Genomic DNA, 13,340 nt, shown 5'->3' with positions numbered 1-13,340 from the left:
GGTAGTTTGTGTGATAGAAAATTTAACGAAAAAAAGCAAGGGCTCGCTCTAAATCCTCTTTCGTATCAATCCCAAAACTTTGGCTTTCCACTTCAACCATGGCAATTTTATAACCATGATAAAGAGCACGTAATTGTTCTAATTTTTCAATATGCTCAATAGGTGCGTAAGGAAGGGTACAAAACGTTTCAAGAGACTTTTTACGAAACGCATAAATACCTAAATGTCCAAAGTATCCTTCAAATCCACCTTCACGATCATAGGGGATGGCACTTCTGGAAAAATAGATAGCATTTTTATTAGCATCAAGAATCACTTTAACAAGATTCGGATCTTTTACATGTAAAAGATCAATCTTCTTACATGCGCTTGTGATCATAGCATCTGTTTTTTTTGCTCGCTCAATCACACTTTTAACAACAGCTTCTTCAATAAAGGGTTCATCTGCTTGTACGTTGATGATAATTTCGTCTTCCGAAAGATTGAGTTTTGATGCTGCTTCGTTAATGCGATCTGTCCCACTTTGATGTTCTTGCGAGGTTAAAATTGCTTTAAAACCATACTCTTTTGCCAATGTAACGACTTCTTCTGTATCAGCAGCAATAGCAACATCATCGAGATTTTGTACGCGTTTAGCGGTTGCTATTACCATTGGAAGCCCATGAATATTGGCTAGAATTTTATTGGGAAAGCGCGTCGAAGCAAGGCGCGCAGGGATAATAATCATTTACATGCCTTGTTCAAAAAGTCGAAGATTTCTGCTTCGATACTATCTTTTGCAACTACTTTATCATGCATAACAGCTTCATTAAAAAGTTCACTAATACAGATTGGAATGTTAACATTTAAAGTTTTACTGATACCCTCTAATGCTTCTTTATCAGTGTATTTTTGGTTATTTTGATTGATGGCACTGAGCATGGTTGGTGCAAATTTTGTCCATTCAGCCGTTGAGCAAAGAACACATGGTAGAGGTTTTGCTTTAAGTTCTTGGTAGGCTTTTAAGCATGTCGCCGTGTGTGGGTCCATGATGTAGCCTTTGCTTGCATAGTGGCGAATTTGCTCTTTGCCAAAGGTATCATCGCAATAAACTGCTTCAAAATCTTCTTGTAAAGATTTTAATTCATCGGGTGTTAGCGTATAGAGTTTGTTCTCTTTGAGTGCTTCCATAAGCTCTTTTGTGCGAGATGAGCCAAATTTGTCGAACAAAACACGCTCGACATTGGAAGAGATCAAAATGTCCATCGCAGGGGAGGTTGTTTGAAGCAAACTTCGATTGCGCAGGTCATAAATACCTGTCGTAATAAGGTCTGTTAAGATGTTATTGATGTTCGAGGCAATGAGAATTTTTTCAATCGGGAGACCCATTTTTTTCGCGTAATAAGCACCCAAAGCATTACCAAAGTTACCACTAGGAATGATGGTATAAAACGGCTTTCCAAGTTCGACTTTTTTCTGTTTTAGTAATGCCACATAGGCATAAATATGGTAAATAATTTGGAAAATAATACGTCCAAAATTGACTGAGTTTGCAGCGCTGAGCTTAATATTTTTGGCACTGAGTGATTCTTTAAAACTAGGAGAGGCAAGTAGGTTTTTGAGTGCATTTTGAGCGTCATCAAAATTTCCATGAATACCGATAATTTTAAGATTTGGACTTTTTTGCGTTGTCATTTGAAGACGTTGCACATCGCTGGTTCCACCATCAGGATAGAGGCACACGACTTTGATATTGGGTTTATTGGCAAAAGTGTCGAGTGTTGCTGGGCCAGTGTCGCCACTGGTCGCCGCTAATATAAGGTATTGTTCGTCTAGTTTTTGCGCAAGATGAGAAAGAATATAGCCAAAAGGTTGCAATGCCATGTCTTTAAAGGCACGTGTTGGTCCATGGTAGAGTTCGTTGACAAATAAATCATTTTCGATTTGAGCCAATGGTGTAGGCTCATTGGCATCATCAAATTTATCATAAAGTGCGACAGCTTTTTGCATGACGTCTTCTTCGATGTCAATGTTAAAAAGTCTTAAAATATCCAGTGTGATCTCTTTGTAACTCTTTTTAGACGCTTTCTCTAAAAACGTAGTGTCGATTTTAGGTAAGTTTTCTGGTACATAAAGCCCACCAAAACTGGCACTAGGATTTAAAATGGCATAGGAAAAGGGAACTGTTTTTGGTTTGACATTATCATTTCCACGAGTTTCAATAAACATAATTATGTGTCCTTACTTATATTGTTTATACGCAAAAAAAGCGAAGCTCTTTTTGCTACGTTAGCCACTGGGGCGCTAAAGCTAGCCAATAAAATTGGCAGAGTTTAGTTTTTATTCTTTAATGATGGTACCAATACCATTTTTGGTAAAGAGTTCTAAGAGGATAGAGTGTTCGACCCTACCATCGATGATGTGAGCACACTCAACACCACCACGAATCGTTTCTAAACAAGCATCTAATTTTGGGATCATGCCACCGCTAATGGTTCCATCTTTTTTAAGTGCTTTTATTTTTGCCTTATTTAGGCTTGAAATAAGATTGCCTTCTTTATCAAGAACACCAAGTGTATCTGTGAGGAAGATGATTTTTTTCGCTTTAAGTGCCACTGCAATTTTACTGGCTGCTAAATCAGCGTTGATGTTATAACCAGGATGGTTCACATCATCACCCGCAGCAATAGGTGCAATAACAGGAATAAATTTTTCTTTGATAAGGTTTTTAATGACTCTCTTATCAATGCTGGTAATTTCGCCTACAAGGCCGTATTTTCCATCTTCCATAGGCTTTGCGCGCATAAAATTTGCATCTTTTCCTGTAATACCAATGGCTTTGGCTCCATGGTGGTTTAGAAGCGTGGTGATCTCTTTATTGATACTTCCGCTAAGTACCATTTCAACAACTTCCATAACTTGTTCATCGGTAACACGAAGTCCATCAACAAAATTGCTTTTGACCTCTAATTTGTCAAGTAAAGCGTTAATTTTTTTGCCACCGCCATGGACAATGACAGGTTTAATGCCCACAAGATAAAGTAGAACAATATCTTTTGCAAATTGCTCTTTGAGTTTTGGGTTGATTTGTGCGGCGCCACCGTATTTGATAACAATGGTTTTTTTGCTAAATTGTTTAATGTACGGCAATGCGTCCATCAAGATTTGTGCTTGGTGTATTTTGTGTTGCACAGCAAATCCTTCTGTAAAGGTTAAAGCCTTATTTTAGCGTTTGAGAGCTAAAAGTGTGTTGATTTTTGCTTTGGTTTCAGGGAGAATTTCAACGTCAAGTTTGAGGATGGAGAGTGGAATGTCAAAGGTAGCCATTTTTACGGCATCTTTTTGGGTTGTTAAAAGCGAGGTAGCTTGATGTTCACGAAGCAGGATTTCTAGCTCTTTTTCATTGTACATGTAATGATCTTCATAGGTTACTTTGCCGATGACATTGTCTGGTAAATAGGCATCTAACCTACTTGGTTTAGAAATAGCAGTGACTAAAAGCATTTTTTCGCTTGGATTAAGCACTTCTACATGGCGCACAAAGTCCGTATGCTCGGAAATCACTAAATCAGCATATTTGTATAAAAAGCGCGGTTCACGATAAGGACCACTGGGCAAGCAGAAACTATTATGTGGTTCGGGATTAGGTTTGAGGAGAATGTCGATTTTTGAGATGTAACTTTTTGAAAAGCCATCATCTAAAAAGATTATTTTAGCACCTCGTTTTTTAGCAAAACGAATCGCTTCAACACGATCTTCGCTTACAATAACGGTTGATTCAGGTAATGATTTAGCATAGAGCATGGCTTCATCACCACTTGCCATCGTGTCACACATTATTTTTCCATTATCGGAGACTAAGATCAGTCCATGTGATTTACGTCCATAACCTCGAAGAACAATGGCAACATTGGAGTGTTCTTTCGCTAAAGCAATACAAAAAGGTGTTTTACCATTGCCACCAACTGTAAGGTTACCAATACTTATAATGGGTATGGTGAAAAAAAGTTTTTTACGTTTGCCCCAAAAACGTTTCCATAGAACAATCGAACAGTAAATGGCACTAAAAGGTAGTAAAAAATAAGACAAAAGTCGTTGAAAGAAAGAAGTAGGGTAGAAGAGGTAAACTTCTACCCATAAAACAAAACGTGATCGATTAAACACGGTTCTTTGCAATCTCTTTAATTTGTTCGCAAATATGCAGAACATCTTTATCACTTAGGCTTGAATAAATTGGAAGAGAAAGAATTTGTTGGTAATTACTAAGGGCTTTTGGAAAGTCATTAACACGTAAACTGTATTTATGTTTGTAGTAGCTTAAAAGATGCAATGGGATGTAGTGAAGACCTGTATAAATACCACGTTCTTTCAGTTCTTTTGCAAAATTATCTCTATTCTTGTCAATTTTAATAATGTATTGTGCATAGGTATGGTCACGTTTTTTAATAGGCGTCGTAACATGAGGGCATGAAGCAAGTTCACGGTTGTAAATATCAGCAATTTCAAGACGTCTTTCAATAAAACTCTCATTTTTTTCCAATTGACCAATTGCAAAAGCAGCATTGAGTTCATTTAGATCGTATTTAAGGCCAATATCAACAACATCATAGACATAGCCAAGATTGCCAAATTTATCCCAACCCTCTCCCACAAGTGCATGATTGCGTAGCAATCGAGCACGCTCTGCTAGTTCAGGATCTTTGGTTGTCATAACGCCCGCACTTGATACGGAATTATTTGATTGTGGATTGAAGCGAAAAACGGTAATATCAGCTTCAAGTGAGCCAATTTTTTTTCCATTGTACGTTGAGCCAAGTGCTGCTGTAGCGTCTTCAATGATTTTGATGTCGTACTGTTTCGCCAATTCATAAATGCGAGCCATATCTGCAGGTTGCCCCGCAATGTGACTGATGAATGCACCTTTCAGTTTTTTGGCTTTATTGTTTTTTAAAACGCTCTCTAATTGATCAACATCGATATTAAAGTCGTCTTTGTCAATATCAACAAAAATAGGTTCAGCATCAAAGTGACGAACCACTTCAGCAACAGAAGGAAATGCATTTACAGAGCAGATGATTTTATCGCCACGTTTAAGGTCAAGTGCACACATTGCAAGATGCATAGCAGCTGTTCCATTAACCGTTGAGATGGCCTCGCCACATCCTGTATATTTTACAAATTCTTTTTCAAGTATTTCAACTTTATTTGCTTTTTCCAAATCCAAAACTTCATTGATAAGGCTCTTTTCTCTTTGGTCGATAAATGGTTTATAAAATGGTATTTCTTTCATGATTATCCTTTATTTTACCGCTGTCAAATCAGCTATGGTTGGGAGTTTACCTTTAAATCTATTGCTCGCAATTCGCTCTAGGACCATTTCAACAAGCTCTCGATCAAAGCCAGATGTTAAAAGGGCTTCTTTGTTCTTCCCTTCTTCCATATGGGCATAGAGAACTTGATCGATTTGTGCGTAACTAAATCCAAATTCACCTTCATCACTTTGGTCTTCCCAAAGATCGGCTGATGGTGCTTTAGTAAGAATGGATTTTGGCACACCAAGGTGCGCTGCAAATTCAAAAATTTCTGTTTTATAAAGCTCTCCAATAGGGTTGATGGCACACGCAAGATCTCCAAAAATAGTACCGTAACCAAGAAGGATTTCACTTTTATTGCCTGTTCCGAGTACAAGTGCATTTTCACGTGCTGAGATATCATATAAAACAGACATACGCATACGGGCACTAAAATTACCAATGCGAAGTTTTGAAGCATCTTTTTTATCATGGAAATAGTTATCTACAAGGGAACCTACGGGGATTTTTTCAACTCGAATGTCAAATTTCTGGCAAAGTTCTGTTGCATGCTCTAAGCTGGCACGACTTGACGTAGAAGCTGGAAGCATGATGCCTAATAAATTATCTTTAAATGCTTTATGGGCAAGAATGGCAACAACAGCAGAATCTACACCACCGCTGATACCTAGAACTACTTTAGAAAAACCGGCTTTACGCACCTCATCTTGGAGAAACTTGATTAAAAAATTTTCGATGGATTGGTATTTGTTCACAATGGTAACCTCATAAGCAATTTGAGCAACAATTTAATTATACTAAACTTAAAATTAATGCAATCTTTTAAGCTTCTAAAGCAAAATAAGATGAGATGTGTTAAAATTTTAGAAATAACCAAAAGAAGTGAAAAATGCAGTTAAAAAGTAAAGCATGTGGAGCCTATGGCACAAATTGTTATATCGTAAGTATTGATGGAAAAGAAATTATTATTGATCCTGGAATGGATGCTACGGAGTGGGTATTGCATAATGTCCACAATCCTATTGCTATTTTAAATACGCATGGTCATTTTGATCATGTGTGGAGTAATGCCGATCTTGTCGAGGCTCTGCATATTCCATTGTATGCACCCATTGATGATTGTTTTATGCTAGAAAGTGATCCCTTTGTTCAAGGAACACCTTCAAGCCATGCAGATGTAGCTGTTGTTGGAGATCAAAATTTTGATATAAATGGTATTCAAGTTTCATTTATGCATTTTCCAGGACATACCCCTGGTTGCAGTGCTATTTTGATTGAAAATGCACTGTTTAGTGGAGATTTTATTTTTAAGAATTCTATCGGACGGTATGATTTTCCTTACAGTAGTAGTGATCAAATGCGCCAGAGTTTGGAAAAATTCCTACAAATTGAAGCAGATTGGGAAATTTTTCCAGGGCATGGGGAGCGTACAACACTCAAAACTGAGCAAAAAAATGTACCGTATTGGTTTAGTTTTTTATAAGAAGTCTTTAGGATTGAAACTCGCTTGAAGTTCATCAATTTTTGTTTGAAGGATATGTCGTTCAAGAAGAACCGCTTGGAATATACCTTCAAACACTTTAATTTCGTTAATCATACCCACAACTTTGATTTCTCTTTTGCGGGCATCTTCAAAACGTCCTTTGGCTTCAAACGTAATTAAATCACCCAGTTTTGCAGGGGCAAAAAACTTAGATCGGCATCCAATAACCACAACATTTGCTTCATTAACCGCAGCAACTGCGGCGTATTCTGCTGATCCAAAAATAAAACCACTGTGAATTAAGCCAAACTCATCAACACACATATCTGTTGTCGTTTGTAAAACGACCTTCGCACCGTTTTTGGTAAGCTCTATGAGATTTCCAATCAGTGTACTTTTAACTTTTACATGAGTTTTAAGATCATCGTTTAAAAAATTGGTAGAATCGAGCAAAACATCATCGGATGCATCTAAATCATCTTCAAAATTGGTGGTACTATCAATCATTTCTCTGGCTAATCCTGCTTTATTCTGTGCCATATAGCATCCTTGCTGTTGTATATTTAAGTTTTGACACGCTTTTAAAGCGAAGCTTTAAAAACTACGTTAACACTGAGTTCTCTTCGGCAGAGAACTTACGCACCTTTGGTGCTTTTATTTCTTGCAAGACTAACATCTAAATTTTTTATCATATGCATGGGCAAATCGACGAATTTAGCGTTTTGCTTTAATGTAAACACGCTTAGGGGCTGGAAACCCTTCAATGGTGAGCTCAGGATTGTTTGGATCTAAAAACTGTTCCAAGCTTTCACCGTAAATCCACTCCGTTTTACGCTGTTCATTCGCATCGGTTTTTTTGATCTCTAATACTTCGATATCTCGAAATTTTGCGCGTTCTAACCAGTTAATTAGCGCTGGAATCGTTGGTACAAAATAGACATTAGGAATTTTAGAGTAGGTTTTTGCAGGACAAAGTGCAACAGGAGTCTCTCCATCGATCATAAAGGTATCTAAAATAAGTTCACCTTCTGGATTAAGACCTTGGTAAAGGGCTTTTAGTGTTTGAATAGGATCACTTCGGTGGTAAAGAACACCCAAACAAAAGAGGGTGTCAAATTTGTGTTCATATAAAGGAAGATGCTCAACACCGAGCATTTCATAAACAATATCACTTTTGATAAAGTGGTTAATAAAATCAAATTGTGTTTTATACAAGGCTGAAGGATCAAAGCCTACCAGTTTTTTAGGCTTTTGAGAGAGCATACGAAACAGATAATAGCCATTGTTGCAGCCAATATCACCAACAACTTTACCCTCTAGGTTAAAGTAGGGCTCTAACAGATTGTACTTGATAAAACTTTGCCATTCTGTGTCGATAAATGTACCAAAAAGCTCAAAAGGACCTTTGCGCCAAGGACGAAGTGTAAGGGCACAGTGTCGTATGGTATCTTTATCGGAATCACTTACCTGTAAAGCATCAATTTGCACAGTATTGTTTAAAGAATATGTTGTGTTTTGGGGTGAAGGAAGAGAAGCTAAGAGCTCCCGCATTGGTGCAATATCTTTCCAGCCTAGCCAAGCAAGACGCTCTTGGCGAATGTGATTTAACGGCATGCAGAGTTATTCAAAAATGCTTTTCGTAGCATTAACACTTTTATCAACACCTTTTGAAACGCCATTTGTGACTGTTTTATAGTCAACAATATTTTCATCACACTCTTTATGGTAAATGCCCATACCGTCATAGTATTCTTTGCAGTCATTATAATAACGTCCTGATACACCTCGATCATTAAAATAGAGGCAACCTTGTAAAAGTAAGGCGGTGAGTAAGATTAATATTGTTTTCATAGGTTGTATAATAGCATTTCGTTTATTAAATTTTCAAGGGCTATTATGGAGCAAATATTAGAGCATTTTAGAACGATTACAGCCATTCCTCGTTGCAGTTGTCATGCCGTAGCGATGAAAGAGTTTATTAAAACATTTGCAAAGAAAAATGGATGTTATGTTCAAGAAGACTCTGTAGGGAATATCCTCTGCCAAAAAGGTGAGCCAAACATCTGTTTACAAGCACATTATGACATGGTTTGTATTGGGGATACTGAGAAGATTGAAATTGTGCTTCAAGATAAATTGATTAAAGCCAAAAACTCTACGTTAGGTGCAGATAATGGTATGGGGATGGCAATTATGTTTTGGGCAATGGAGCACAATGAAAACCTTGAGTGTCTCTTTACTGCTGATGAAGAGGTTGGACTTATAGGTGCAATGCAGTTTAGATTACCGCTAAAAGCTTCGTATCTTTTAAACCTTGATGCAGAAGAAGAGGGTGAACTCTATATTGGGTGTGCAGGTGGTGTTGATGTCATTGCCTCTTTAAATTTGCAGTATAGCCCTTTGGATGCAGACACAAAACTTTATGAGATCAGTGCGTTTGATTTTCTTGGCGGTCATTCCGGTGTAGATATTGATAAAAAGATTCCTTCAGCTATTAAAGCGCTAGGGTATGAACTTCTAAAACACGATGTCTCTCTTATTTCTTTACATGGGGGAGAAAGACGCAATGCCATTCCTAAAAGTGCCACAGCCATCGTTGCTTCAAAAACGTCTCTGCATATTGAAGATTCGCGTTTACAAGTCAAACGTTTAGAGCAGGGATTTTATACCCAGTATATTGCTCAGTCAAGCGCTATTATTAAAGCTATTGGAGCGTTTGCACAAGGAATCAGAGAGTGGGATAGAGTCCTTGATATCCCTTCTATGAGTATTAACCTTGGTATCATTTCTACTGTGGATAATGTGTTACGATTTGACTGTGCGGCACGTGCTATGGACGATGAAAATTTGGCTATACTAGCACATGAAACAATGGCTTTTTTTAAAGCGCTTGGTTTTGAAGTAACACAAGAGGGAATGCACGGTGCTTGGAAGCCTGAAATGACTCCATTTGCTCAAAGTGTCCATAACGTAATGAAAGAGTTTTACCCTCATGCCGCTTTTAAAGCGATTCATGCGGGGCTTGAATGTGGTGAGTTGATTTCACATCAACCCAAAAAGGTAGAGGCTGTTTCTATTGGACCCACGATTCGCTATCCGCATTCATTAAGAGAAGAGTGCGATATGAATTCAGTTAAAAATACAGCATTCATTGTTCAAAAAATTATTAATATCTATAAGGATTAAACCATGGCACTGATACACTCAGCTTCAATTGAACTTGGTCAAACACTGGAGCATTTTGAACTGGAAGATCCCAATGGCAAACGTTTAAAAAGTAAAGAACTTTTTGGTAAAGGTGGTTTTATGATCGCCGTGATGTGTAATCATTGCCCTTACTCTAACGCTATTTGGAAAAGGCTTAATACGGTTGCAGAGTTTGCCAAAAAACTGGATATTACAACGGTTGCAATCAATCCAAATATTCATCCTAACTATCCAGAAGATTCTCCATCTCATATGCTCGATAAAATTAAAGAGATGAGTCTAGAATTCCCGTATCTCATTGATGAAAACCAACATGTTGCTAAGAGTTTGGGTGCGGTATGTACCCCTGATATTTTTCTTTTTGATGGCGATGAGAAGCTTTATTATCATGGAAGATTGGATGATAATTGGCAAGATGCACGTAGTGTCAAGGAAGAAGATCTTAGAGAAGCCGTGATGTTACTTTTTAGCAAACAAGAAGCACCAAAAATCCAACACCCTTCACAAGGTTGTTCTATTAAATGGATCAATACGGTTACAGGTTAATGAGACAAAACTCACACTTTAAATGTTTGTGTGGTTTTACAATACTCCTTTAAAAAACAGGCTTCACACAAGGGATGGACTGCTTTACAGGTATATCTGCCAAAAAGCACCATCGCTTGATGAAGTGTATGAAGTTCACTTTTAAAAACTTTCGTTAGCTCTTCTTCTGTCTTTATTGCTGTTTTAGCACTTGAGAGTCCCAAACGATGTGCTACCCGAAAGACATGGGTGTCCACTGCCATCAAGTTAGCATTTGCGTATTCGATCATTACAACATGCGCCGTTTTTTGTCCAACTCCTGCAAGCCCCATCAGTTTTTGTTCATCTAAAGGAATTTTTCCATCGTAGAGTTCAACCACTTTTTGAGCCATTTTAAGAAGATTGACGGCTTTGTTATTGAAAAAAGAACAAGAATTTATGAACGACTTGACTTCATTAAGATCCGCATCGGCGAGCATTTTAACGGTTGGGTAACGCTCGAATAGAGCAGGTGTGATGAGGTTAACGCGTTTATCTGTACATTGGGCTGAGAGCATGACACAGACTAAGAGTTCGTATAAAGAGGTGTAATTAAGTTCGGTAACTGCTGTTGGATACTGTTCCAAAAAAAGAGCCTTAATAGCTGCAATCTCTTTTTGTGTAGCTTTTTTCATACTCAACCTTGCTTCGTTTTGAAAAATTATACCGACAATCCTTAAAATTAACATTTCATTTAAGAAATAGTAATAAGATTTGGGGTACAATACGCGAATTACTTCAATAAAGGATCTAAGTGAAAAAAGTTATTCTAAGTAGTATTGCTGCTGCAGTACTAGGTGTAAGTCTAAATGCAACAGTTTTTGCAACTGTAAACGGTGAAGATGTTAATGACCAAGACATCGCAGTTCTTATGCGTGCAATGCAAGGTGCAAAGTTTGAAGAACTTCCTGCTGATGCAAAGCAAAAGATCGTTGAGCAAGCTGTTGAGCGCAAACTTTTAACAACAGAAGCAACAAAAAGCGGTGTTGAAAAAGACAAAGATTATGCTGAAGCACTTAAACGCATCAAAGCTGATCTTGCGCTTGAAGTATGGATGAAAAAAATCTTTGATGCTGTAAAAGTTGATGCAAAAGATGTTAAAGATTATTATGACAAAAATGCTGATAAATTTATGCAACCAGCAACCGTCAAAGCAAGACACGTACTTGTTAAAACTGAGCAAGAAGCTAAAGATGTTATCAAAGAATTAGACGGTCTTTCTGGCCAAAAACTTAATGACAAATTTGTTGAATTAGCAACCACTAAATCTACAGGACCAAGCGGTCAAGGTGGTGGTGAACTAGGATGGTTTGCTGCAAATCAAATGGTAAAACCTTTCTCAGATGCAGCTTTTGCACTTAAAAAAGGTGAAATCACTAAAACTCCAGTTCAAACACAATTTGGTTTCCATGTTATCTTAGTTGAAGACACTAAAGCTGCTGAAAAAGCAACTTTTGATGTTGTAAAACCACAAATTGAAAATGGCTTGAAAATGGAAAAATTCCGTATTCAAGTAGCTGATAAAGCACAAACTCTTCGAAAAAATGCAAAAGTAACAATCAAATAGTGACCCAAAAGCTAAAGTTTCTGTTTCTAGAAAGACAGAAGCTTTAGTGAATAGCAAAGCTTCATTTTACAAGCTTTGTGTATAAGGCGTATAAAAATTGAAATAAAAGGCGTTTTCATGTTGAATGCGAAAATTTTTGATTTTGTAAAACCGGGTGTTGTTACTGGCGATGATTTGCAAAAGGTTTTTGCTATTGCTAAAGCAAACCATTTTGCAATTCCTGCTGTCAATGTCGTGGGAACGAATTCTATTAATGCTGTTTTAGAGGCTGCAAAATCTGCAAATTCTCCTGTGATTGTTCAGTTCTCCAATGGTGGAGCTGAGTTTTATGCAGGAAAAGGTGTCAATGGACTTAAAGCGGGTGTTTTAGGCGCCATTAGTGGTGCATTGCATGTGCATACATTGGCTGAAGCGTATGGTGTAGCTGTTATCTTACATACCGATCACGCTGCACGTAAATTGCTTCCGTGGATTGATGAATTACTCAGTGCGAGTGAAATGCATTTTGCGAAAACACACAAACCACTTTTTAGCTCACATATGTTGGATCTTTCCGAAGAGCCATTAGAGCAAAATGTTCAAACATGTGTTTCATACCTAAAGCGTATGAGCAAAATGGGTATGACATTAGAAATTGAACTTGGTTGTACTGGTGGTGAAGAAGATGGTGTTGATAACACGAGTCTTGATAACTCAGCGCTTTACACACAACCACAAGATGTAGCTTATGCATATGAAGAGCTTTTGAAAATTAGCCCTAATTTTACGATTGCAGCATCATTTGGAAATGTTCATGGTGTCTATAAACCAGGTAATGTCAATTTAACACCAAAAATCTTGGATAATTCTCAAAAATATATCCAAGAGAAATTTAAAACGGATGCACAACCTGTGAATTTTGTATTTCACGGTGGTAGCGGAAGTGAACTCTCTGACATTCGTGAAGCCGTAGGATACGGTGTTATTAAAATGAACATCGATACCGACACACAATGGGCATTTTGGGAAGGGGTTAAAGGGTATATTGAAAAATACGCTCCTTACCTTCAAGGTCAAATTGGTAACCCAGAGGGTGACGATAAACCTAATAAAAAATATTATGATCCTCGTAAATGGCTTCGTCCAGGCGAAGAGACCGTTAAAAACCGTCTTCTAAAAGCCTTTGAAGATCTTAATTGTTTGAATCGTTGTTAATCATGGAAAGCCCTACAATAGGGCTTTTTTGTTT

At 37.6% G+C, this 13,340-nt stretch carries 15 protein-coding genes; 5 read left to right on the top strand and 10 right to left on the bottom strand.

What is annotated here, in order from left to right; translation table 11 throughout:
• Positions 1 to 22 precede the first annotated feature (22 nt).
• From kdsB to V7Q04_RS07325, 6 genes are all read right to left on the bottom strand, one after another.
• Complete coding sequence (gene kdsB / locus V7Q04_RS07350; protein ID WP_333804327.1) at positions 23 to 727, bottom strand: 3-deoxy-manno-octulosonate cytidylyltransferase; 705 nt, start codon at positions 725 to 727, stop codon at positions 23 to 25.
• A complete protein-coding gene (thrC, locus tag V7Q04_RS07345; protein ID WP_333804436.1) occupies positions 724 to 2,211 on the bottom strand; it encodes a threonine synthase in 1,488 nt (495 codons plus the stop codon). Before thrC ends, kdsB begins: the two co-directional genes overlap by 4 nt.
• Positions 2,212 to 2,319: 108 nt before the next feature.
• On the bottom strand, positions 2,320 to 3,171 hold the full coding sequence (argB, locus tag V7Q04_RS07340; protein ID WP_333804326.1) for an acetylglutamate kinase: 852 nt from the start codon (positions 3,169 to 3,171) through the stop codon (positions 2,320 to 2,322).
• Positions 3,172 to 3,204: 33 nt separating this feature from the next.
• The gene (locus tag V7Q04_RS07335) at positions 3,205 to 4,143 is read right to left on the bottom strand and encodes a tetraacyldisaccharide 4'-kinase (protein ID WP_333804325.1); all 939 of its coding nucleotides are present in this window, start codon (positions 4,141 to 4,143) and stop codon (positions 3,205 to 3,207) included.
• Positions 4,136 to 5,269, bottom strand: a complete 1,134-nt coding sequence (locus tag V7Q04_RS07330; protein ID WP_333804324.1) for a DegT/DnrJ/EryC1/StrS family aminotransferase — start codon at positions 5,267 to 5,269, stop codon at positions 4,136 to 4,138. The genes V7Q04_RS07335 and V7Q04_RS07330 overlap by 8 nt, the downstream gene beginning before the upstream one ends.
• A gap of 9 nt (positions 5,270 to 5,278) precedes the next feature.
• Positions 5,279 to 6,046 carry an NAD+ synthase gene (locus tag V7Q04_RS07325; protein ID WP_333804323.1) on the bottom strand — a complete coding sequence of 256 codons (768 nt, stop codon included), beginning with the start codon at positions 6,044 to 6,046 and terminating at the stop codon, positions 5,279 to 5,281.
• A 134-nt stretch (positions 6,047 to 6,180) separates the two neighbouring features.
• Here V7Q04_RS07325 and V7Q04_RS07320 point away from each other — a divergent pair, with 134 nt between their 5' ends.
• Positions 6,181 to 6,774 carry an MBL fold metallo-hydrolase gene (locus tag V7Q04_RS07320; RefSeq protein WP_333804322.1) on the top strand — a complete coding sequence of 198 codons (594 nt, stop codon included), beginning with the start codon at positions 6,181 to 6,183 and terminating at the stop codon, positions 6,772 to 6,774.
• Here the strand turns inward: V7Q04_RS07320 and V7Q04_RS07315 are convergent.
• The 3 genes from V7Q04_RS07315 to V7Q04_RS07305 all read right to left on the bottom strand — a co-directional run bounded on the left by V7Q04_RS07315 (position 6,769) and on the right by V7Q04_RS07305 (position 8,625).
• Entirely contained in the window at positions 6,769 to 7,314 is a 546-nt protein-coding gene (locus V7Q04_RS07315) for a PaaI family thioesterase (protein WP_333804321.1), read from the bottom strand. The two genes, V7Q04_RS07320 and V7Q04_RS07315, sit on opposite strands and share 6 nt — an antisense overlap.
• A gap of 174 nt (positions 7,315 to 7,488) precedes the next feature.
• Complete coding sequence (cmoB, locus tag V7Q04_RS07310; RefSeq protein WP_333804320.1) at positions 7,489 to 8,388, bottom strand: tRNA 5-methoxyuridine(34)/uridine 5-oxyacetic acid(34) synthase CmoB; 900 nt, start codon at positions 8,386 to 8,388, stop codon at positions 7,489 to 7,491.
• A 6-nt stretch (positions 8,389 to 8,394) separates the two neighbouring features.
• Positions 8,395 to 8,625, bottom strand: a complete 231-nt coding sequence (locus V7Q04_RS07305; RefSeq protein ID WP_333804319.1) for a hypothetical protein — start codon at positions 8,623 to 8,625, stop codon at positions 8,395 to 8,397.
• Positions 8,626 to 8,670: 45 nt separating this feature from the next.
• Between V7Q04_RS07305 and V7Q04_RS07300 the strand changes: the two genes are divergently transcribed.
• Entirely contained in the window at positions 8,671 to 9,960 is a 1,290-nt protein-coding gene (locus tag V7Q04_RS07300) for a Xaa-His dipeptidase (protein WP_333804318.1), read from the top strand.
• Positions 9,961 to 9,963: 3 nt separating this feature from the next.
• Positions 9,964 to 10,527 carry a thioredoxin family protein gene (locus V7Q04_RS07295; RefSeq protein ID WP_333804317.1) on the top strand — a complete coding sequence of 188 codons (564 nt, stop codon included), beginning with the start codon at positions 9,964 to 9,966 and terminating at the stop codon, positions 10,525 to 10,527.
• An 11-nt stretch (positions 10,528 to 10,538) separates the two neighbouring features.
• Here the strand turns inward: V7Q04_RS07295 and nth are convergent, their stop codons facing one another.
• The gene (gene nth, locus V7Q04_RS07290) at positions 10,539 to 11,180 is read right to left on the bottom strand and encodes an endonuclease III (protein WP_333804316.1); all 642 of its coding nucleotides are present in this window, start codon (positions 11,178 to 11,180) and stop codon (positions 10,539 to 10,541) included.
• 119 nt (positions 11,181 to 11,299) lie between these two features.
• Between nth and V7Q04_RS07285 the strand changes: the two genes are divergently transcribed.
• Together V7Q04_RS07285 and fbaA are read left to right on the top strand one after the other, a co-directional pair.
• Positions 11,300 to 12,112: a peptidylprolyl isomerase gene (locus V7Q04_RS07285; RefSeq protein WP_333804314.1), complete on the top strand. Its 813-nt coding sequence runs from the start codon at positions 11,300 to 11,302 to the stop codon at positions 12,110 to 12,112.
• A gap of 117 nt (positions 12,113 to 12,229) precedes the next feature.
• Complete coding sequence (gene fbaA / locus V7Q04_RS07280) at positions 12,230 to 13,306, top strand: class II fructose-bisphosphate aldolase (protein ID WP_333804313.1); 1,077 nt, start codon at positions 12,230 to 12,232, stop codon at positions 13,304 to 13,306.
• Positions 13,307 to 13,340: the final 34 nt, after the last annotated feature.

Origin of the sequence: Sulfurospirillum sp., assembly GCF_036802865.1 — a bacterium.
Lineage (GTDB): Bacteria > Campylobacterota > Campylobacteria > Campylobacterales > Sulfurospirillaceae > Sulfurospirillum.
Note: the sequence above shows the minus strand (reverse complement) of the source record. Positions and strands in the feature narration are given on the sequence as shown.